Below are 20,613 nucleotides of genomic sequence, written 5' to 3' on the forward strand. Positions count from 1 at the left end.
GGGCCCGCGCCTGCGTCGGCGTCGGTGTGCGTCTGCGTCGGCGTGTTGTGTGCCTTGGCCTGCGCCCGCGCCTGCGTCGGTGTGCGTCTGCCTCCGCCTGCGTCTGCGTCGGCCCGTGTCCGTGTCGGCCTGCGTCTTCGTCTGCGTCGGCCTGCGCATGCGTCTTCGTCGGCACGCGCTCGCGCCCTCGCGTTCCCGCGCGCCCGCGCCCCCGCCCCCGCGCCACCCCACCCCGGGCCCCCGGGGCGGGCGGTCAGGGTTCCGCGAAGACCACGGCGGCGTCGTCGTGCGTCTTGCCCCTCGGGAAGGCCGCGCCGTCCGGATCGGCGTGCTCCGCCGCCCGCACCCGGTCGATCAGCGCCTGCGGGCCCTCCTTGCGCAGCAGCGCGAAGCAGTCGGCCCAGTCGCCCGCGCCGAACAGCTCCACCCAGCGCGACGCCCCGTCGGTGAGCGCCGCCAGTGCCCGCACCTCGGCGCGCGGGAACTCCCCGGTGACCGCCTTGTCCGAGACCGTGGGATCGGCGGCGGCGGTGAAGAAGCCGCCCTCCGCGTTGCGCAGCGGGGCGAGCCGCCGGCCCTCGGCCCGCAGCCGGTCGATGCGGTCGTCCAGGACCGGTGTCACCCCGTCGCGGATCAGCTCGACGAGCAACACCGAATCGGAGAGCACCAGATACTCGATCCGTTCGGCGTCCCAGCGCGCCGCGACGACGGTCGCCTGGGGAGTGAGAGGGTGAGAAAGGTCACACGTTGAACCATGGGCCGCGGCGGTTCGCGTGATCGCCTCGGAAAGGCAGCTCGTCAGGGGCGTATCCCGGTGTGAACCGGACAGTTCGAGCAGCGCTCCGCCCAGTCGCGCGGTGAACCAGCTCACGCCGTGGACGCATCCGTCGTCGCCCTCGGGCGGGGTCACCCCGTCCAGTACCACCAGCGCACCGCCGCTTCCCGAGGCCGGGAGGGCTACGGATGCGTAGTCCTCGTTGGGGTACGTGTGATCGCCGGGGGCGGTCGCGAGTTCGATGCGCATTCCCTCAGTCTGCCGGACCGCCGTCGATCGTCGCCGCCGGGACGATCCGGCTCGGTTTGGTCCGTACCAAGGCCCGTCGCCGGTGTCTCCCGTGCCTGATTGGGGAGGGATTGACACTTCTGGGAAGCTGCGGGTGGGGCATCCTTTCAGGGCGCCGAGGTCTTTACCAATCCGTGCAAGGTGGCGGGAAGGTATGGCCGGAAGTGAAAGTTGGTGGTCAACTACGCAATGCGGTTCACTCGTTCAGGTGGCCGGGTGGGTGATGTATGCCTGCCCCAGACCCGTCCTGAAAGGGTCGGAATCCCTACCGGAGGTGGGGAACACAAGTGTTGATCCGTCGTCACCTCTGGTCCACGGAGCGGTCGGGCGAGAATGGATTGTGAGCACCGGTGCGGAAGAAGCGGCTTCGGGGCACCACGCACGATGCGGTCGGCGAACCACGCCAGGACGAGGCGGCGCCGCGACGGCACACCGCACGCGTCCGTCGTCGGCTCACCGCGTCCGTAGCGCTCGTCTCCGTCGCCGTCCTCGGGGCCGGGGCCCCCGCCGTCCTGCTCGCCCTCGATGACACCACCGACGCCCAGCACCTCGTCGACCTCGCGGAGACCAACCGCGGCGCGGTGACCCTCGCCCACGCCCTCGCCGACGAGCGCGACGCCATGATCCGGTACGTCGCCGACGGGCGCACCACCGCCTCCGGCGGCGGGATCTCCGAGGACATGCGCGCCCGGGTCGACCGCCGCATCCGGGAGGTGCGGCCGGACGTCCCGGCCTCGGTCCGGCAGCTCCTGGACGCCCTCCCCGAACTGCGGCAGCACGCGCTGGCCGGCAAGGACTCGGCCCTCGACGTCTTCACCTCGTACACCCGGACCGTCCAGGCGCTGAACGGGATCGCCGACACCCTCGCCCGCCGGGCCCTCGGCATCGACACCGGCGCCGACACCGGCACCACCGCCGCGCTGGCCCCGCTCGGCCGCGCGGTGGAGGAGGCGTCCGCCACCCGCGGGCTGCTGCTGGCCGCGCTCGACGCGGGCGGCGGCCAGGACGCGATGGTCTCCGCCGCCCAGCGGACCAACCTGCGCGAGCAGTCCGCGCTCGCCGACTTCGAACAGCTCGCCCCGGCCTCCGCCCGCGACGCCTACGACCGCACCGTCAACGGCACCGAGGTCACCACCGCCGAGCGCTACCTCGCCCGGCTCACCGACCAGAGCCGCCTCTCGGACAGTGACGTCCTCCTCGGCGAGGACCGCGTCGAGTCCGCGCTGAGCGCCCGGATCGACCGGATGCGCGGCGCCCAGTCCGCCCTGGCCTCCGCCGAGGCCGCCCAGCTCGCACGGGTGCGGGACGACGCGGTCACCGACCTCGAGGTGCGCGCCGCCATCGTCGGTGCCGCCCTGCTCGTCGCCCTCGGCGCCGGCGTGCACAGCGCCCGCTCGATGACCCGGCCGCTGGCCGCGCTGCGGCTCGGCGCCCGGCGGGTCGCGGCCGATCCGGCGGCCGAGGAACCGGTCGCGTTCAAGGGCCGCGACGACGAGTTCGCGGACGCCGTACGGGCCGTCAACGAACTGCACGCCAAGGCCGCACGGGCGGCGGCGCGCATCGCCGAACTCGACACCGAGCGCACCCGGCTCGTCGGCGAGCGGCAGCGGCTGGCGGAGCAGCGGGACGAGCTGCGCGCCGAGCGGGACGCGGTCGCCACCCGGCTGGAGGGGCTGCGGGCCCGGGTCCACGGCAGCTTCGTCGGCCTCGCGCTGCGCTCGCTGGGCCTGATCGAGCGCCAGCTCGCCATCATCGAGTCCCTGGAGGAGCGGGAGCAGGACCCCGACCGCCTCGAAACGCTCTTCGAACTCGACCACCTGGCCACCGGGATGCGCCGCTACGGTGAGAACCTCCTGGTCATCGCGGGCTCCGAGCAGAAGGCCACCCACCCGGGGCCGGTGCCGCTGCTGGATGTGCTGCGTGCCTCGATCAGCGAGGTCGAACGGTACGACCGGGTGCAGATCCAGGCCCTGCCGCCACATGCCCAGGTCGCCGGGTACGCCGCGGACAGCGTCAGCCATCTGATCGCCGAACTCCTGGAGAACGCGACATCGTTCTCACCGCCGGACGCCCCGGTCCAGGTCTCCGGCTGGCTCCTGGAGACCGGCGAGGTCATGCTCTCCGTCCAGGACGAGGGCATCGGCATGACGCCCGAGCGCTTCATCGAGCTGAACGACCGGCTGGCCGACCCGGTACCGGAGTACTGCCAGGGCCCCCAGCCGGAGGACCCGCTGGGCCTCGGCCTGTACGTGGTGACCCGGCTCGCCGCGCGCCACGGCATCCGGGTGCAACTGCGCGAACAGCAGCCGGGCGGGGTGGCGGCCGTGGTCGTCCTCCCGACGAACATCCTCCCGGCCGGCCCACCCGGCGCCGGACTGCCGCCCGCCCCGCCGGTGGGCGCGGGGGCGACGTTCAGCGGCACCGGACTGTCGTCCTTCCCGGGCACGGAAGCCGAGGCCAACTCCAACACGCTCCCGGGCCAGCCCCGTGCGTCCACCCAGTCCCCGGCGGCTGAGGGCGCGCCGAACCCCGAGGCCGGGACGGACACCGACCCATCGGCCGAGCGGGCGGCGCCGACGAAGCCGGCGATACCGGCCGGTCGCCCCGCACCGGCCGAGCCGGCCGTATCGGCCATGTCGGCTGCATCGGCCGTGTCGGACGGGGAGCCGGGCCAGGCGTCGCAGATGCCTGAGCCGGGGCTGGCGCCCGAGCCGGGGCTTGCGCCTGAATCGGGGCTGGCGCCCGAGCCGGGGCTCGTGCCTGAGTCGGGACTGGCGCCAGAGGCGGAGCTTGGGTCTGGGCCGGAACTGGTGTCCGAGACCAGGCTTGCGCCCGAGCCGGGGCCGGCGCCCGAGGTCGGGTTGGCGCCCGAGGTGGGGCACGGCCCAGGGCCTGCGTCCGCCGAGGCAGCCTCCGGCCCGGAGTCGGCGGCCCCCTGGGCCGTCTCCGGTGAGCGGTGGGGGCGGCCGGCGGATGCCGTCGGTGACTATCCGATGGAGCCCACACCGCCGCGCGGCCACCCGAACCCGGGGAACGGCGGTGCGCTGCCTGCCCTGCCCAAGCGTGTCCCCAAGCCGCTCCGGACCACCGGACAGGACGACGCGCGGCACGGCGCGGACGACCCGGCTCCGGCGCGGGCACCCGAGGCCGAGGAGCCGGAGGTGCCCGCCGTCGAGCGGACGATGGAGCTGACCCTCCATCGCGAGAACGGCGAGAACGGCGAAAACGGCGAGAACCGCGAGAGCCTGGACGACCGCGAAAGCTACGGCGACCGCGAGGACGGTGACGACCGCGAGAGCCGCGAGCGGCGGTTTGGCGCCCACGGCGTACGCCCGGTGGGCGCGGACGCCTGGGGCCCGGCCGACACCGGCCCGGCGCAGGCCGATCCGGCACGAGACGGCCTGGCAGAGCGCGGTGGCGCGATGTCGCCGGACGGCCTGGCGGAGTGGGGTGGCCCGCTCTCACAAGGCGGCCTGGCGTCGCGAGACGGCTTGGCGGGGCGCGACGGCGCGGTGTCGCAAGGCGACTTGGCCGAGCGTGACGACTTGGCCGAGCAAGGCGGTTTGGTGGCGCGGGGCGGCTCGGCGTCACGAGACGCCCTGGCCGAGCGTCGTGGCTCGGTGTCGCGGGACGGTGTGGCCGAGCGCGGCGGGCCGGTGGCCAGGGACACCTTGGCTGAGCGCGGCGGCCTGGCGGCCCGAGAGGGCTTGGCGGAACGCAGCGGCCTGGCTGAGCAAGGCGGCCCGGTGGCGCGGGACGGTGTGGCTGAGCGTCGCGGCCCGGTGGCCGAGGACGGCGTGGCCGAGCGCGGCGGCCTGGGGGCCCGAGGTGGCCTGACCGAGCGCGGTGCCCTGGCCGAGTGGGGCGGCGCGGTGGCCCGGGACGGCGTGGCCGAGCGTCTGGCGGCCCGAGAGGGCTTGGCTGAGCGCAGCGGTCTGGCTGAGCAAGGCGGCGTGGCGGCGCGGGGCGGCCCGGTGGCCCGCGACGGCCTGGCGCAACGCGGCGGCCCGGCGTCGCAAGGCGGCTTGGCGGCGCGCCGCGGCCCGGTGGCGGGACACGGCGTGGCCGAGCGCAGCGGTCCGGTGGCGCGACACGGCTTGGCCGAGCGCGGCGGCGTGGCGGCTTCCGCCGATCCGTACGCCATCGGGCCCGACCAGCACGCCCGTCCGGAGGACGAGGCGCCGCGTACCGACCGTACCGACAAGGGACTTCCCAAGCGCACACCGCGGAGCCTGTCGCTCCGGGAGTCCGATCCCGAACCCCGGGAGCGGACCGGTTCGGTGAGCGCGGAGGAGCTGCGGCACCGGCTCGGCGGCTTCCAGCGCGGAGCCCGCGAGGGGCGCCGCGATGCCGCCGCCGAGATCGCCGCCCGTGGCGAGGCCGCGCGGCGGTACGGGGGACCGGCAGAACAAACGGGGGCGCGGAACGAGGGTGGCACGGTTGAGGAGGCACGCGGGTGAATGCGCCCGGTAGTACCTACGGGTTGAGTCGCGAGGCCCGTAATCTGCACTGGTTGCTGTCGAACCTGGTCGAGGAGGTGCCGGGTGTCCGCTCGGTCGTGGTCGTCTCGACCGACGGGCTGATGCTGCTCTCCTCCGACGCACGGCACTACGCCGCCGCGGCGGCCGATCCGACGGCACAGGACGGCCCCAAGGGGTCCAGCGCGGATCTCGCGACGATCGTCTCGGGGCTCGGCAGCCTCACGCTCGGCGCGGCGAAGCTGATGGACGGCGGCGGCGTCAAGCAGACGATGGTGGCGATGGACGAGGGCAGTCTGTTCGTCATGTCGATCAGCGACGGTTCGCTGCTGGGGGTGCACGCCACCGCCGACTGCGACATGACCGTCGTGGCCTATCACATGGCGCTGTTCGTGGGCCGGGCCGGGCATGTGCTCACCCCCGAACTCCGCAATGAACTACGCAGGTCGCTGGAGTCCGCACAGTGACGACCGCCGGGTCCGGCCGACCCGCCCGTAAACCCGCTCGCGTACGTCCGTACTCGCTCACCGGCGGTCGCACCCGCTCCGGCCATGTGCTGCTGGTGGAGACCTTCGTGGCGTCGCTGGAGTCTCCGGACGAACGGCTCGACCCGGCCCCCAGCGGGGTGAACTCCCGGATGCTGCCGGAGATCCGGGCGATCATCGAACTGTGCCGCAGGATGCGCTCCGTCGCGGAGGTTTCCGCGATGCTCAAGATCCCACTTGGTGTGGTGCGCGTCCTGCTCAGCGACCTGGCCGACCAGGGAAAGATCCGCGTCTACGGCACCGGGCGGGGCCCCGGCCAGCCGGACCGCGCGTTGCTCGAAAGGGTGCTCAGTGGACTTCGCAGGCTCTGAGACGATGACGGCGACCCCGCCGGCGACGTCGGAGATACCCGGGGCCGGGATACCCGGGGCCGAGGAGGTGCTCCAGAGGTGGCAGACGGATCGTTCCCGCGCGCCGATCGCCACCAAGATCGTGATAGCGGGAGGCTTCGGCGTCGGCAAGACGACCTTTGTCGGCTCGGTTTCGGAGATCACTCCGCTCCAGACCGAGGCGCTGATGACGCAGGCCAGCGAGAGTGTGGACGATCTGGAGGCGACTCCGGAGAAGCTGACCACCACCGTCGCGATGGACTTCGGCCGGATCACGCTGGAGAACGATCTGGTCCTGTATCTCTTCGGCACCCCCGGCCAGCAGCGTTTCTGGTTCATGTGGGACGACCTGATGCGCGGGGCCATCGGCGCGGTGGTGATGGTCGACACCCGGCGCCTGGACGACAGCTTCCCCGCGCTGGACTACTTCGAAAGCCTCGGCCTGCCGTATGTGGTGGCGGTCAACCACTTCGAGGGCACGCCGCTCTACCAGCCCGAGGACGTACGGGACGCGCTCTCCGTGGCCCCCTCGGTGCCCGTGGTGAGGATGGACGCCCGGCGTCGGATCTCGGTCGTGGACGCGCTGCTGGCGCTGGTGCGACACGCCGTTGACGTCTCACCCGAGTGACGTAACCTCGGCTCCGCTCACGGAATGAGCTGCTCCGTTCCGTTCGGCCCGAGCCTGAGGGGAGTCGACAGCCATGCGGACGATACTCATCGTGGGGGCCGGGCAGTCCGGCCTCCAACTCGCTCTCGGCCTTCAGTCCCAGGGGTACGGGATCACGCTGATGTCCAACCGGACGTCCGATGAGATCCGCGGCGGGCGGGTGATGTCCACCCAGTGCATGTTCCGCACCGCGCTCGGGCACGAGCGCGATCTGGGGCTCAACTTCTGGGAGGATTCGGCGCCCCGGATCGAGGGCCTCGGCGTCTCCGTCGCCGGGGCGGCGACTCCGGGCGGGCACCCACGGGTCATCGACTGGGTCGGCCGGCTCGACGGCTTCGCCCAGTCGGTCGACCAGCGGATCAAGATGGCCGGCTGGATGGACACGTTCGAACAGCGGGGCGGCCAGGTGGTCATCCATGGCACCGCCGTCTCCGACCTGGACTTCCTCGTCAGGAAGTACGACTTGGTGCTGGTGGCCGCGGGCAAGGGCGAACTGGTCTCGCTCTTCCGCCGGGACGCCGCCCGCTCCCCGTACGACACCCCGCGGCGCGCCCTCGCGGTCGCCTATGTGCACGGCCTCGGCCCGCGCCACGAGCACCCCGGTCTCGAAGCGGTGCGCTGCAACCTCGTCCCCGGTGTCGGCGAGTTCTTCGTGATGCCCGCGCTCACCACCACCGGCCGCGCCGACATCCTCTTCTGGGAGGGCGTCCCCGGCGGCCCGGCCGACGCCTTCCAGGGCATCACCGACCCCTCGGAGCATCTGGAACGCACCCTGGAGCTGATGGAGCGGTTCACCCCCTGGGAGTACGCGCGCGCCACCAAGGTCGAGCTGACCGACGCCGGCGGCACGCTGTCCGGGCGGTACGCCCCGACCGTACGCGACCCGGTCGGACGACTGCCGGGCGGCGGACTGGTCCTGGGCGTCGGCGATGTCGTGGTCGCCAACGACCCGCTCACCGGCCAGGGCTCCAACTCCGCCGCCAAGTGCGCGGCGGTCTATCTGGCGAGCATCGTCGAGCGCGGCGACCGGCCGTTCGACGAGGAGTGGATGCGGACGACCTTCGACCGCTACTGGCGGACCGCGCGGCACGTCACCAGGTGGACCAACGCCATGCTGGCCCCGATGCCGGAGCACGTCGTGAACCTCCTCGGCGCGGGCGTCACCTTCCCCGCCGTCGCCCACCGCATCGCCAACGGCTTCGACAACCCCTCCGACTTCGAGGACTTCTTCTACGATCCCGAGAAGACGGCCGCCTACCTGGACCAGGTCATGGCAGAGGCCGAATCGGAGGATGCGGTGGCAGAGGCCGATCCGGAGAGGCTCGCGGGGGAGACCGATCCGGACGGGATCGCGGGCCCGGCTGATGTGGGTGAGGTCGCGGGGCCGGCTGATGTGGGTGAGGTCGCGGGGCCGGCTGATGTGGGCAAGGCCGCGGGGGAGGCCGATGCCGCCGTCCGGTCCATCGGCTGACACCAGCGGCCATGCTTGGGGTCACGGGTCGGGCTTGGGGTTACCGGCCGTGCTTGGGGCACTGGCGGTGTTTGGGGTCACCAGGCCGTCTCCGGGACCGTTGGCCGTGCTTGGGTCACCGGTCGTGTTTGGGTCACGGGCCGTGCCTGGTACCACCGGTTGTGCCTGACCCCACCGGCCGTGCTTGGGGTCGTCGGCCGTGCCTGGGGTCAGCGGCCGCGCCTGACCCCACCGGCCGTGCTTGGGGTTACCGGCCGTGCCTGGTACCACCGGCCGTGCCTGACTCCACCGGCCCTGCTTGGGGTTACCGGCCGTGCTTGGGGCACTGGCGGTGCCTGGGGTCACCAGGCCGTCTCCGGGACCGTCGGTCGTGTTTGGGGCCACGGGCCGTGCCTGGTACCACCGGCCGTGCTTGGGGTCGTCGGCCGTGCCTGGGGTCAGCGGCCGCGCCTGACCTCACCGGCCGTCTCCTGGATCACCGGCTGTCCCCAGGATCACCAGCCGTCTCCGGGGCCACCGGCCGTCTCCGGGGCCACAAGCGCTCTCAGCGCCTGAGCCGCATCCGGGACCGTCGGCGTCGGCAGCGCGCTGTCGCGCCCGAGCTAGGCGCCCGGTCGCACCGCGCCCTGCACCGGATTGGAGGCGAGCGGGGAGAGTTTCACCCGCTGGCCGGGGCGCGGCGCCTGGACCACCTGGCCGTTGCCCGCGTACATCGCCACATGGCTGGCGCCCTTGTAGTAGATCACCAGATCGCCGGGGCGCAGCCGGCTGATCGGCACCCGGGGCAGTTGGCGCCACTGCTCCTGGCTGGTGCGCGGGATCGTCCGCCCGGCGTGTGCCCACGCCGAGGAGGTCAGCCCCGAGCAGTCGAAGGAGTTCGGCCCCTCGGCGCCCCAGACGTACGGCTTGCCGATCTGGGCCAGCGCGTAGGCGAGCGCCCGCTTCCCGGCGTCCGCCGATGCCATTCCGGTGCGGCCGGGGGACTGGCGGCGGGGCCGTGGGGTGGACCCGGTGGTGCCCGGGGTCGGGGCCGGGGCCTCCGCCGCCGGGGTGTCCTGGCCGGTCCCGGGGGCCGTGGTGGTGCCCGCGCCGCCGCTGCCGCTGCCGCCGGTGCCGCCGCCGGTGGCGGCAGCGGGCGGACCCGCGGCGCCCTGCGACGTGGCGCCCTGCGACGTGGCGTCCGCGGTGCCGAGCGCCCCGGAGGCGATCAGTTTGCGCTGCGCCTTGGCGGTCTCCTCGCGTTCGCGCAGCGCCACCTGGGCGATCTGGCGGGCGCTCAGCCTGGCGAGCATCTTCTCGATCCCGCGGAGCCGTTTCTTCACCTTGTCCCGCTGTTTCTTCCGCTTCGACACCAGGGACAGCTGCTTGTCCAGCGCGGCCCGCGCCCGGGTGGCGACGGCGTCGGCGCGCCGCTCGCCCTTGGTCAGCCGCGCCACCAGGGCGGCCTCGCGGCCGGCCGCCCGCTGTAGCTCACGCGCCTCGTCGGCGGCGTTCTCGGGGTGGGGGGTGAGCAGGGTCAGCAGGAAGGAGTAGGAGGAGAGCGCGGTGTGGCCCTGGTACTGCTGGCGGGCGAGCCGTCCCGCGTCGTCGTGGCTGTCGGCGAGCTTCGTACGGGTGCGGACCAGCTCGGCCGTGAGCTTCCTGGTTCTGGCGCGCTGTCTGCGCAGCTTCTCCTCGGTCGCGTTGTACGCCTCCGTCGCCTCCTCGGCCTTCCGGTACAGCGTCTTGAGCTGCGTCAGCAGCTCGGACACCGACCGGTCGGCGGGGCGGGAGGCGACGGCCGACGCCTGGGCCGCCGGAACGGCGGGTACCAGCGCGGCGGCCGCGGTGATCGCCGCCGCGCAGACCGAGCCCACGATCCGTCCTGACACGTGATCACCTCCGGCTCCGTGACGCCTCTGTTCGGCGTCCAGCTCAGCAGGATCGTGGCATGACGTTCGTATCTTCAGGACAATTGTGGGCGAGTCGGACGAATACCGTCACCCGACCGGCGGGGCCGGTCAGCTCGGCTTGGACCACGGCCATTTCGGCCCGCCGCCCGGCTTTCCCTCCGGGTCGTACTCGTAGCGCCAGCCCCGGACCAGGCCCAGCCGCTTGGAGGCGGCGGCCGGAACCCTGCGGTAGACGTACACCGTCGGGGGCCCACCGTGCTCGTCCTCGACCGGCACCTCGTAGGTCTTCGGCGGCTGGCCCGTGAGGCCGACCAGCACCGGCAGCACCCGGCCGTCCAGCGGCCCGCCCACGAAGGGCGTCTCCTCGCTTCTCACCGCACCAGTCTCACAGCATCGCCCACGCCACACATCTCACACCGGTCACACCCGTCACAGCAGATGCGACGCCTCGCCCAGCGTGGGCACCACCCGGCGCGCCAGCCGCCCGACCGGGCCCTCGGCGGGCTCGATCGCGAGCGCGGCCCGGATCACCCGAGCCGCCTGCGGATCGGTCGTCGCGGTGGCGGTCAGCAGCGCGACGAAATGGTCCACCAGCCAGTCGCGCAGCTCCTCCATCGGCGGCTGCTTCTCCTCGTCCAGCCAGATCAACGAGGCCGCCTCGACGGCCGTGATCCAGGTGCGGACCATCATCCGCAGCCGCACACCGGGCTTCCGGACCGCCAGATGGAGCAGGATCTGCTCGGCCGCCGCCCGCCGCACCTCGTCGACGATCGCGTTCGTCCGCGAGGTCTCGGCCACGCTGCCGCTCTGCAACAGCGCGCTGAACCCCGCGTCGTGCTCGTCCACGAAGGCCAGGTAGCGGTTCAGTACCCGGCCCAACCGACCGCTGAGCGGGCCGCTGCGCGGCTCCTCGAAGCACCGTTCCAGCTCATCGGCGGCGCTGCGCAGGGCTGCCTCGTACAACTGCTGCTTACCGCCCGGGAAGTAGCGGTAGACCAGCGGGCGGGAGGCACCGGCGGCCGATGCCACATCGTCCAGCGAGACGTCCTCGGGGGCGCGGTGGGCGAAGAGGCCGAGCGCGGCGGCGATGAGTTCGGCGCGCCGTGCCTCGACGCTCAGCCTGCGATAGCTCCCCCGGCGCGCGGCAGGCGCGTTCGTGGCCTTCGCAGGCGCGTTCGCGGCCTCCGCGGGCGCGTTCGCGGCCTCCGTAGACGGGTTGGTGGCCTCCCCGGGCGGGTTCGCAGCGGCCGTGGACGGGTTCGCGGCGGCCGGGGGCTGCTTCGCCTCCGCCGGGCGCGCGGCGGCGCTCGTCCCCGCCGGGGGTGTCGCCTCCGGGGGTGCCGAAGCGGTGCCGCTGCCTGTCGTCATGCCTGGCAGCGTAACCGCCCATCCGTACGAAGCGGACACCCCCCTTGGCCATATCTCCGGACCGGCTAGGCCATCAGCCCCGAGCTCTTCCACAGCCGGCCGCCCACACCCCGCATCACCCCGACGTCGTCGAGGAATTCGGTGAGCTTGCGGGCGCCGTTGCGCATCACCTCACGGCGGTGGGCGCTGGCCCGCACCTGAGCGACGGCCGCGCGCCGGTCGAGTCCGACATCCGTGTAGACCTTGGGGTTGATGAACGCCTGCGAGAAGATCCGGGCGAACTCCCCCGAACTGATCCGGGTCAGCTCCGCCTCCCAGCGCGGCGCGCGCAGCATCTGGCGGCGCAGCTCCTCGCGGGCGTACCGCACATGGCGCGCCTCCTCGACCACGTGGATCCGGGTCACTCCGCGGATCAGGGGCTGCACGCGCTCGTCGGGGAAGGTCAGCCGCTGCATCCAGTCCAGGACCTCCTCGCCGAGGAGGGTCGCGGTGAACGAACCGGGCGTGGTGGAGAACGTCTTGAAGAACCGGCCCAGGTTGTGGTGGAGCGGGCGGACCGGATAGGCCGGGGTGCCGCTCCTGGCGATCAGCCGCGCGAACATCTTGGAGTGGCGGCACTCGTCCTCGATCTCGGTGAGTGCGTACCGGACGTGGGCGCTGGTCGCGGCCTTGTCGTAGATGTGCCGGGTGAGCAGCTGTATGAGGATGATCTCGAACCATATGCCCAGCGAGGCGAGGGCCGTGGCCTCGTGCTTGGACAGCAGCAGCCGCTGCTCCTCGGACATCCGCCGCCACATGGGCGTGTCGTACAGCGAGACCAGCTCCGGCGGCCAGAACCACTTGCCGGGCTCGAACGGAGCGTCCCAGTCCAGCTCGGTGTCGGGGTCGAAGGAGTGCTTGGCGGACGACTGAAGCAGCCGTTCCGCCATCCGTTCACGGTCCTTGATCAGCCCGAGCGCGTCCCGGAGCGCGGGTGATTCGGTCGTGGTCGTCATCGCTGAGGGCACCTCACTGATGGCTCGAACAGTCGCCGGCAGGAACTGTTACCGACGGATACACTCTTATGAGACTGCGCGTCAGCAAGGGCGTCAATCCCTCGGCGAGGTCTTATTGACCGCCGGTAACGGACGTGTGAGCCTGCCGAGTACGCATCCGTTCACGGGGGAGCGAGGCGAAGGAGGCGTCGGTGGCGACGCACGAGCTCTACGCGATGGACCCCGGGGACCCCCTGTGGCAGGTGCCGGCCGGCGGCGCCGCCCGATTCAGCTGGGAGTACGACGACCACCGCGCCCGGCTGCTCGCCCTCTACCAGAAGGGCAAGGACAAGCAGTGGGACGCGGTCAAGCGGATCGACTGGGACCTGGAGGTGGACCCGTACGATCCGCTGGGCATCCCGGATGAGTCGCTCGCCCTCCACGGCACCCGCCACTGGGACCGGATGACCGAGCGGGACAAGGGCGAGCTGCGGCATCACTTCGCCGCCTGGCAGTTCAGCCAGTTCCTCCACGGCGAACAGGGCGCGATGGTGTGCGCGGCCCGGATCGTCGAGTCCGCGCCCGACCTCGACGCCAAGTTCTACTCCGCCACCCAGACCCTGGACGAGGCGCGCCACGCCGAGCTCTACAGCCGCTTCCTGCGCGACAAGCTCGGGACGCTGTACCCGATCAACGACGATCTGCGGACCCTCCTCGGCGACACCCTCCGCGACTCCCGCTGGGACATGGCCTACCTGGGCATGCAGGTGCTCATCGAGGGCCTCGCGCTCGCCGCCTTCGGCCTCATCCGCGACACCACCGACAAACCGCTGCCCCAGCAGCTCCTCGCCTACGTCATGCAGGACGAGGCCCGCCACGTCGCCTTCGGCCGGATGGCGCTGCGCGACTACTACCGGCAGCTGACCGACGCGGAGCTGCGCGAGCGCGAGGAATTCGTCATCCAGGGCTGCTACTTGATGCGCGACCGGCTGCGTGGCGTCGAAGTACTGGAGAACCTCGGCGTCCCGAAGGACGAGGCCGAGGAGTACTGCGAGCGGTCGCCGTTCCTGCACATGTTCCGCAAGCTGCTGTTCAGCCGGATCGTCCCGTGCGTGAAGGACATCGGGCTGTGGGGCGAGCGGCTCCAGCGGGCATATGTCGACATGGGGGTACTGGAACTCGGTGACAGCGACCTGGACCAGCTGATGGCCCAGGACGAGGAGGTGGCCGAGCGGATGGACGAACGGCGCTTCGCGGCGGAGGAGGCGGAGCGCACGGGCGAGGTCGAGGAGGCGATCGCCCAGGGCGCGGCCGAGGGAACGCCCGTCCAGGGACCGGCCGAGGGGTGAGACCTCGGCCGATGGTGTGAGACCTCGGCCGTTCGTGTGAGCGGCTTCGGCGGCAGGTGGACCGGGCTACCCAGCGTGTCCGGCATGTGACACCTCAAGTTCCCCCCAGGGGGCGGTCCTTGGTAAGTTCTTGATCATCACCGACGGAGAACACCGAGGTCATTGGGGTGGCATCGGTTCCGTTGGCGTACGCATGAAGGAACGGCCGAAGGGTGCTCTCCACGGCGGTGGGGGGCACGCCTTTGCCGCCTTTGTGCCGGAGGATGATGGTGGGGTGCGGATTCGAACGAGCACCATGGAAGAACTCCCCGTCCTCCAGGACATAGAGCGCGCCGCCGGACTCTGCTTCCGGGACATCGGAATGGACGAAGTCGCCGATGACGAGCCCCTGAGCCTGGCCGAGCTGAGCCGCTACCAGCGGGCCGGACGGGCCTGGGTCGCGGTGGACGACGACGACCGGGCGATGGCGTACCTGATCACCGACCCCGTCGACGGAAACATCCATATCGAGCAGGTCTCGGTCCACCCCGACAGCGCCCGCCGTGGCGTCGGGCGGTCCCTGATCGACCACATCGCGGCGCGGGCCGCCGCCGACGGCGTCCCCGCGCTCACCCTGACCACCTTCGTCGACGTGGCCTGGAACGCCCCGTACTACGCCGCGCGGTGCGGCTTCCGGACCCTGACCGAGGCCGAACTGACCCCCGGCCTCCGCGAGATCCGGCGCAGTGAGGCCGGCCACGGGCTGGACCGCTGGCCACGGGTGTGCATGCGCAGGGACGTGGGGCCGGGGGCGGACCGGGACGTGGGGCCGGGGGCGGATCGGGGTCACGGCAGCGCGTAACCAGCGCGGGGCGGGGAGTTCCGCCCATGGAAGTGTCAGAACTTCGGCGTTGTCCCCGAAGGGGCACAGCTGTTCGCTAAAGACATGACCAGTAGCACGGAACTCACCGCTCCGGCAGGCACATCCGGGTCATCTCCCGTGGTGCGCTCGCCGCTCAGGTCCTGGCTCGCCGTCGTCGCCGTCGCGGTCGGCACCTTCTCGGTCGTCACCACCGAGATGCTGCCGGTCGGTCTGCTCACCTCCATCGGAAACGCCCTCCACGTCTCGGACGGTACGGCGGGCCTGGCCATGACCGTGCCCGGCCTGACCGCCGCGCTCGCCGCCCCGCTGCTCACCGCCACCGTCGGCCGTTTCGACCGGCGGCTGGTGCTGTGCGGTCTGATGGGGCTGCTGGCCGTCGCCAATCTGCTGTCCGCGCTCGCGCCCGGCTTCGCCGTCCTGCTGTTCGCCCGGGTCCTGGTCGGGGTGAGCATCGGCGGGGTGTGGTCCATCGCCGGCGGGCTCGCGGTGCGGCTGGTGCCCGAGCGGTCCGCGGGTCCCGCCACCACGCTGATCTTCAGTGGGATCGCGGTGGCCTCGGTGCTCGGCGTGCCGATCGGGACGCTCATCGGCGATCTGGTGCACTGGCGGGTCGCGTTCGCCGCCATGGCCGTCCTGTCGCTGGCCGTGGCCGCCGCCATGGCCGTCACCCTGCCGCCGCTGCCCGCGACCGGGACCGTCCGGCTGCGCGAGGTGCCGGGGCTGTTCCGCAACGTCCGGCTGCGGATCGGCCTCATCACCACGCTGCTGCTGGTCACCGGCCACTTCGGCGCGTACACCTATGTCCGCCCAGTGCTCGAGGACGTCGCCGGGGTCGGGACGGGCCTGATCAGCACGCTGCTGCTGGCCTACGGCGTGGCGGGCATCGCCGGGAACTTCCTGGCCGGCACCACCGCCCACCGCGAGCCGCGCCGCACCCTCGTGGTCATCTTCGCCCTGCTGGCGGCGGCCGAACTCCTGGTCCCGGTCGCCGGCGCCACGACGGCGGGGGCGGCCGTCCTGCTGGTGGTGTGGGGGCTGGCGTACGGCGGGGTGTCGGTGACCTGCCAGACCTGGGTGCTGCACGCGGCGCCGGACGCGCGGGAGGCGGCGTCGGCGCTGTTCGTCGGCGTCTTCAACGTGGCGATATCGCTGGGCGCGCTGCTCGGCGGCCGGGCGGCGGACGGGATCGCGGTCCGCGGCGTGATGTGGTTCGGGGGCGGGCTGGTGGTTCTCGCCCTGGCGAACGTGGCGCTCTTCGGCAGGCGGGGGACCGCCGGCCCCCCGGCCGGACGGGGGCCACATCAGGCGGCCGCGCCAGGCGGCCACGTCAGGCCAGGTGGACCAGGCGAGCAGGTGAGACCCTGAAACCAGGGGACTCGTCTGCGGGAGTGGGTCCGATGGCAGTGAGCATGCACGTGGTCTTCAGCGAATGCGAGCCGGGACGCGTCATCTACCAGACGCATGCGATCGAGACGGTCACCGACGGCTCGGGTGTCCACGCGACCGTCGACAGCCATACGTACGAGATCTCCCTCCGCAGCCGTGCCCAGGCGGAGTCCATCGCGGACGAGGAGGGCTACGAGCTGTACCGGAAGGGGGACGCGTGGGAGAGCCTCCCCGAGGAGGACGAATGAGGAGGATGAGTGAGGAGCACGAACGAGAAGACGGAACGAGAAGACGGAATGAGAAGACGGAATGAGAAGGCGGAACGAGGAGACGGAGTGAGGAGGCGGAACGAGGAGGACGAGCGAGGAGGGTTAATGAGCGGGAGCAGCGCCCGGGGGCGCTGCTCCCTATGACTCACTTCTGAACGTGTCGTGCCTGCGCCGAGGGCGCCGTCTCACTCCTCGCCGTGGCCCAGCAGGAAGTCCACGTCCCGCCGCTCGGTACCCTCCTGGCCGCCGACCGTGATCTGCTGGGTGGCCGGTGCGTAGCCGCTGGCCACCACCGTGTAGTGCTCGCCGATGAGGGACTCGAAGCCGAAGGCCCCGTCCGCACCCGTGATGACCTGCCCGACCACGTCGCCGGTGGCGTCCAGCAGCGAGACCCGTGCGTCCCCCAGCGGCCGGCCGTCCCGGTCCCGTACGGTGCCCCGGACCCGGGCCGCGGGCCGCAGCTCGGCGTCCACGCGCACCGGCTCACCGGCGGTGAGCTCGACCTGGGTGGCGTACGGCCGGTGCCCGGCGGCGGCCACGGTGAGCGTGTACGTCCCCGGTGCCAGCTCCGGCAGCGCGAACTCGCCCTTCTCGTCGGCGGCCGCCGATCCCGCCACCTCGCCCTCGGGCCCGATGGCCGTGGCGGTCGCACCGGTCAGCGGTTCGCCGCCGACGGCCCGTACCGACCCGGTCAGCCCGCCCCCGCCGGACAGCCGCAGATCGCAGACCACCGGCGGGTCCGCCACCAGCAGCGTGGCGGCCTGCGGCTGGTACCCGGCGGCCGAGCCGATGAGGACGACGCTCGTGGCGTCGGGCGCGGGCACGCGGTACCGGCCGTCGGGGCCGGTGACGGTACGGCCGAGCTGACGGCCGCTGGTGTCGATGAGGGTGATGGCGGCGTCGGCGAGCGGGGTGTCACCGGGGCCGAGGACACGGCCGTGGATGACGCCGCCGGTCAGGGCGGACGCGTCCGCCGGGACCGCGCCGACCGCCGCGCCGGCTTCCGCACCGTCCTCCGCGCCCGCCCTCGCACCGGCCTCCGCACCGACGGAAGCCGGGCCGGTCACGGGGTGGGAAGCGGCCGCGGAGACCGAAGCGGCCACGGGGACCGGGGCGGTGTCGGGGGCCGAGTCGGCCAGGGATGCCGAGGTGGCCAGGGGAGCCGAGCCCGCCACGGGGGCCGTCAGCCCGGCGCGGCGCCGCGCGGGCAGGAACAGGGCGATCAGCAGACCGGCGACCGAGGCCGCGCACGCCACCATGAACGAGGTCTTGAAGCCGTCCTTGCCCGGCAGCGCGATCCCGCCGAAGTCCGTGGTCTGGTGCGCCAGGATCACGCCCACCACGGCACTGGAGGTGGACATGCCGATGGACCGCATGAGGGTGTTGAGCCCGTTCGCCGCACCCGTCTCGGCCGCCGGAACGGCGCTGACGATCAGCGTGGGCATCGCCGAGTACGCGATGCCGATACCGACGCCGAGCGCCGTGGACAGCACCACGATCTGCCAGATGTGGTCCATCATCACCAGGCCCGCCCCGTAGGTCGCGCCGATCACGATCAACCCCATGATCAGCGACACCTTGGGCCCGCTCGCGGCGTTGATCCGCGCGGACAGCGGGGAGACCAGCATCATCGCCACGCCCATCGGGGCGAAGTAGAGCCCCGCCATGACCATCGACTGGCCCAGGCCGTAACCGGTGGCCTTCGGCAGTTGCAGCAGCTGCGGAAGGAGCAGCGACATCGCGTAGAACGAGAAGCCGACCATGATCGAGGCGAGGTTGGTCAGCAGCACCTGACGCCGCGCGGTGGTCCGCAGGTCGACCAGTGGTTCGGCGGTGCGCAGCTCGAAGACGCCCCACAGCAGCAGGATCACCACGGCCGCGCCGAACAGCCCGAGCGTGGTGCCGCTCGCCCAACCCCAGTCACCGCCCTTGGTGATGGGCAGCAGCAGGCATACGAGCCCGGCCGACAGCCCGAGCGCGCCGACGATGTCGAAGCGGCTGGGAGTGCGGACCGAGGACTCCGGGACGACGGCGAGCACCAGGGCGATCGATATCAGGCCCAGCCCCGCGGCCCCGTAGAACAGCACATGCCAGCTGGTGTGCTGCGCCACGAACGCGGCGGCCGGCAGCCCCAGCGCACCGCCGATGCCCAGCGACGAACTCATCAGCGCCATCGCCGAGCCCAGCTTCTGCGGCGGCAGCTCGTCCCGCATGACGCTGATGCCGAGCGGAATGGCCCCCATGGCCCCGCCCTGGATCGCCCGGCCGATCACCATCATCACCAGGTTGGAGGTGACGGCACAGGCCAGCGAGCCGACGACCATCAGCGCCAGCGCGACCATCAGCATCCGGCGCTTGCCGAACATGTCCCCGAGCCGGCCCATGACCGGGGTGGAGACGGCACCGGCGAGCAGGGTGGCGGTGACCACCCAGGACGCGTTGGAGCTGGTGGTGTGCAGCAACTGGGGCAGCTCGGTGACCAGCGGGACGACCAGCGTCTGCATCACGGACACGGCGATGCCGCAGAACGCGAGCACCGCCACGAAGCCGCCGCCGACCTCGCGCGGAAGCGGTGTGCCGGGCGGCGCTGCGCTCAGAGGTTCCGCGACGCGGGGTGGGGCTGACTGGGGCATGCGAATGCCGCCTCCAAAGAAGGTTGAGGAAATTGATGGAAGCATGAGAGATGTGCATCCTACACAGGATGTGTATCGTGCACATTTCCAGAGATGAGCGCGGGGGAGGCGAGGAGGAATCGTGCTGGATCGGCGGCTGGAGCGGCTGGAACGCGAGCTGATGCTGGTGGCCAGGTGCTCAGTGCTGACACCCCGCGACCGCAAGGGCCAGGTCCCCGCCGCCGCGGAGGCGGGTGACGGCCCCGGGGAACCGGCGACGACGGGCGAACGGGGGACGACGAAGAAGGCCGGTACGAAGCCCGCGACCGGTACGAGCGCCGCGACCGGTACGAGCGCCGCGACGCAAGCCGGTACGGCACCCGCCACCTGCACCACCCGCCTGGACCGCTCCGGCTATCTGCTCCTCTCCCGCCTCGACGCCGAGGGAGCGATGTCCATCGGCCAGCTGGCCGACGCGTTCCAGCTGGACGTCTCGACCGTCAACCGCCAGACCGGCGCCCTGCTCCGGGCCGGCCTCGTCGAACGCATCCCGGACCCCGACGGCGGCCTGGCCCGTAAGCTCCGCATCACCGCGCAGGGCACCGACCGCATGGCGGCGGAACGCGCGTGTCGGCAGACCGACCTGTCCCGGCTGCTGGAATCCTGGCCCCCGGAGGACGTGGCCCGCCTGGAGGACGTCCTCACCCGCTTCAACCGCGAGGTGGAACGCCAGGAGGGCCGGGCCTGGCCCCGCGAGCCGAGCGAGCCGAGCGAGGCAGAACGTTCCGCGGAATGACGCCGATCTCCGGAATGACGGCGGCGCCGCGTGCGTTGCCGCAGATGGACAGGCAAACACTCCGGACACCCAACGCACACGGAGGAGGCCGGACGACATGCCCACCCCCGCTTCCCACCCCCCGACGACCGGCACCGGCGGCGGACACCGCGTGGCCGTGGAACGCGGCTCGCAGCACGTCACGGTCACGATCGACGGCCGCGTCGTCGCCGAGACGACCCACCCCCTGCTGGTCCACGAGACCGGCCTCCCGGTCCGCTACTACCTCCCGCCGGAGGACGTGGACCTGACCCTCTTCGAGCCCACCGACACCCACACCACCTGCCCCTTCAAGGGCGAGGCCGCCTACTGGACCTACCGCGGCGCGGCGGGCGACGCAACGGAGCCCCGGCCGGACGCGGTGTGGGCGTACCCGCAGCCGAAGGAGAACGTGGCGCAGATCAAGGACCATCTGTCCTTCTACGACAAGGCCGCCACGATCGAGGTGACGGAGACGGAGTAGCCATCACGCCGGCGCGACCGTGGCCTGATGCGAAAGCGTCCGATTGGCAT

The 20,613-nt window shown here is 72.3% G+C and carries 17 protein-coding genes; 11 read left to right on the top strand and 6 right to left on the bottom strand.

From position 1 onward, the window contains the following. Positions 1-253: 253 nt before the first annotated feature. Positions 254-1,024 carry a hypothetical protein gene (locus tag N6H00_RS26840; protein ID WP_268974387.1) on the bottom strand — a complete coding sequence of 257 codons (771 nt, stop codon included), beginning with the start codon at positions 1,022-1,024 and terminating at the stop codon, positions 254-256. 389 nt (positions 1,025-1,413) lie between these two features. Between N6H00_RS26840 and N6H00_RS26845 the strand changes: the two genes are divergently transcribed. The 5 genes from N6H00_RS26845 to N6H00_RS26865 all read left to right on the top strand — a co-directional run bounded on the left by N6H00_RS26845 (position 1,414) and on the right by N6H00_RS26865 (position 8,553). Next, positions 1,414-5,523, top strand: coding sequence for a nitrate- and nitrite sensing domain-containing protein (locus N6H00_RS26845; RefSeq protein ID WP_268974388.1), 4,110 nt, complete (start codon positions 1,414-1,416; stop codon positions 5,521-5,523). Next, positions 5,520-6,008, top strand: a complete 489-nt coding sequence (locus tag N6H00_RS26850) for a roadblock/LC7 domain-containing protein (RefSeq protein WP_268974389.1) — start codon at positions 5,520-5,522, stop codon at positions 6,006-6,008. Before N6H00_RS26845 ends, N6H00_RS26850 begins: the two co-directional genes overlap by 4 nt. After that, the gene (locus tag N6H00_RS26855; protein WP_268974390.1) at positions 6,005-6,397 is read left to right on the top strand and encodes a DUF742 domain-containing protein; all 393 of its coding nucleotides are present in this window, start codon (positions 6,005-6,007) and stop codon (positions 6,395-6,397) included. Before N6H00_RS26850 ends, N6H00_RS26855 begins: the two co-directional genes overlap by 4 nt. Positions 6,398-6,401: 4 nt before the next feature. Beyond that, the gene (locus N6H00_RS26860; RefSeq protein ID WP_268974391.1) at positions 6,402-7,043 is read left to right on the top strand and encodes a GTP-binding protein; all 642 of its coding nucleotides are present in this window, start codon (positions 6,402-6,404) and stop codon (positions 7,041-7,043) included. Between the two features lie 73 nt (positions 7,044-7,116). Next, complete coding sequence (locus N6H00_RS26865) at positions 7,117-8,553, top strand: styrene monooxygenase/indole monooxygenase family protein (protein ID WP_268974392.1); 1,437 nt, start codon at positions 7,117-7,119, stop codon at positions 8,551-8,553. Positions 8,554-9,155: 602 nt separating this feature from the next. Here N6H00_RS26865 and N6H00_RS26870 read toward each other — a convergent pair. From N6H00_RS26870 to N6H00_RS26885, 4 genes are all read right to left on the bottom strand, one after another. Further along, positions 9,156-10,424, bottom strand: a complete 1,269-nt coding sequence (locus N6H00_RS26870; RefSeq protein WP_268974393.1) for a C40 family peptidase — start codon at positions 10,422-10,424, stop codon at positions 9,156-9,158. A gap of 129 nt (positions 10,425-10,553) precedes the next feature. Continuing rightward, positions 10,554-10,820 (bottom strand): hypothetical protein, encoded by a 267-nt coding sequence (locus N6H00_RS26875; protein ID WP_268974394.1) that lies wholly within the window; start codon positions 10,818-10,820, stop codon positions 10,554-10,556. Positions 10,821-10,874: 54 nt separating this feature from the next. After that, on the bottom strand, positions 10,875-11,564 hold the full coding sequence (locus tag N6H00_RS26880) for a TetR/AcrR family transcriptional regulator (RefSeq protein WP_268977125.1): 690 nt from the start codon (positions 11,562-11,564) through the stop codon (positions 10,875-10,877). Between the two features lie 314 nt (positions 11,565-11,878). Next, entirely contained in the window at positions 11,879-12,808 is a 930-nt protein-coding gene (locus N6H00_RS26885; protein ID WP_268974395.1) for an AurF N-oxygenase family protein, read from the bottom strand. A 191-nt stretch (positions 12,809-12,999) separates the two neighbouring features. Here N6H00_RS26885 and N6H00_RS26890 point away from each other — a divergent pair, with 191 nt between their 5' ends. The 4 genes from N6H00_RS26890 to N6H00_RS26905 all read left to right on the top strand — a co-directional run bounded on the left by N6H00_RS26890 (position 13,000) and on the right by N6H00_RS26905 (position 16,632). Next, a complete protein-coding gene (locus N6H00_RS26890; protein ID WP_268974396.1) occupies positions 13,000-14,136 on the top strand; it encodes a ferritin-like domain-containing protein in 1,137 nt (378 codons plus the stop codon). A gap of 274 nt (positions 14,137-14,410) precedes the next feature. Beyond that, positions 14,411-14,977 (top strand): GNAT family N-acetyltransferase, encoded by a 567-nt coding sequence (locus tag N6H00_RS26895; RefSeq protein WP_443073049.1) that lies wholly within the window; start codon positions 14,411-14,413, stop codon positions 14,975-14,977. Positions 14,978-15,061: 84 nt separating this feature from the next. After that, entirely contained in the window at positions 15,062-16,363 is a 1,302-nt protein-coding gene (locus N6H00_RS26900; RefSeq protein WP_268974397.1) for an MFS transporter, read from the top strand. A gap of 32 nt (positions 16,364-16,395) precedes the next feature. Continuing rightward, positions 16,396-16,632 (top strand): hypothetical protein, encoded by a 237-nt coding sequence (locus tag N6H00_RS26905; protein ID WP_268974398.1) that lies wholly within the window; start codon positions 16,396-16,398, stop codon positions 16,630-16,632. 206 nt (positions 16,633-16,838) lie between these two features. Here the strand turns inward: N6H00_RS26905 and N6H00_RS26910 are convergent, their stop codons facing one another. Then, on the bottom strand, positions 16,839-19,286 hold the full coding sequence (locus tag N6H00_RS26910) for an MFS transporter (RefSeq protein ID WP_268974399.1): 2,448 nt from the start codon (positions 19,284-19,286) through the stop codon (positions 16,839-16,841). 121 nt (positions 19,287-19,407) lie between these two features. On the opposite strand from N6H00_RS26910, the gene N6H00_RS26915 reads away from it, so the two are divergent. Together N6H00_RS26915 and N6H00_RS26920 are read left to right on the top strand one after the other, a co-directional pair. Next, the gene (locus N6H00_RS26915) at positions 19,408-20,061 is read left to right on the top strand and encodes a MarR family winged helix-turn-helix transcriptional regulator (protein WP_268974400.1); all 654 of its coding nucleotides are present in this window, start codon (positions 19,408-19,410) and stop codon (positions 20,059-20,061) included. A gap of 97 nt (positions 20,062-20,158) precedes the next feature. After that, positions 20,159-20,563, top strand: a complete 405-nt coding sequence (locus N6H00_RS26920; RefSeq protein WP_268974401.1) for a DUF427 domain-containing protein — start codon at positions 20,159-20,161, stop codon at positions 20,561-20,563. Positions 20,564-20,613: the final 50 nt, after the last annotated feature.

It is taken from the genome of Streptomyces sp. S465 (assembly GCF_026898115.1).
GTDB classification, from domain to species: domain Bacteria; phylum Actinomycetota; class Actinomycetes; order Streptomycetales; family Streptomycetaceae; genus Streptomyces; species Streptomyces luomodiensis.

Excerpts from the sequence above, each read along its gene's own strand:
- N6H00_RS26840 (WP_268974387.1), bottom strand. The coding sequence starts at position 1,024 with ATGCGCATCGAACTCGCGACCGCCCCCGGCGATCACACGTACCCCAAC.
- N6H00_RS26860 (WP_268974391.1), top strand. The coding sequence starts at position 6,402 with ATGACGGCGACCCCGCCGGCGACGTCGGAGATACCCGGGGCCGGGATA.
- N6H00_RS26865 (WP_268974392.1), top strand. The coding sequence starts at position 7,117 with ATGCGGACGATACTCATCGTGGGGGCCGGGCAGTCCGGCCTCCAACTC.
- N6H00_RS26885 (WP_268974395.1), bottom strand. The coding sequence starts at position 12,808 with ATGACGACCACGACCGAATCACCCGCGCTCCGGGACGCGCTCGGGCTG.
- N6H00_RS26900 (WP_268974397.1), top strand. The coding sequence starts at position 15,062 with ATGACCAGTAGCACGGAACTCACCGCTCCGGCAGGCACATCCGGGTCA.
- N6H00_RS26905 (WP_268974398.1), top strand. The coding sequence starts at position 16,396 with ATGGCAGTGAGCATGCACGTGGTCTTCAGCGAATGCGAGCCGGGACGC.
- N6H00_RS26910 (WP_268974399.1), bottom strand. The coding sequence starts at position 19,286 with ATGCCCCAGTCAGCCCCACCCCGCGTCGCGGAACCTCTGAGCGCAGCG.
- N6H00_RS26920 (WP_268974401.1), top strand. The coding sequence starts at position 20,159 with ATGCCCACCCCCGCTTCCCACCCCCCGACGACCGGCACCGGCGGCGGA.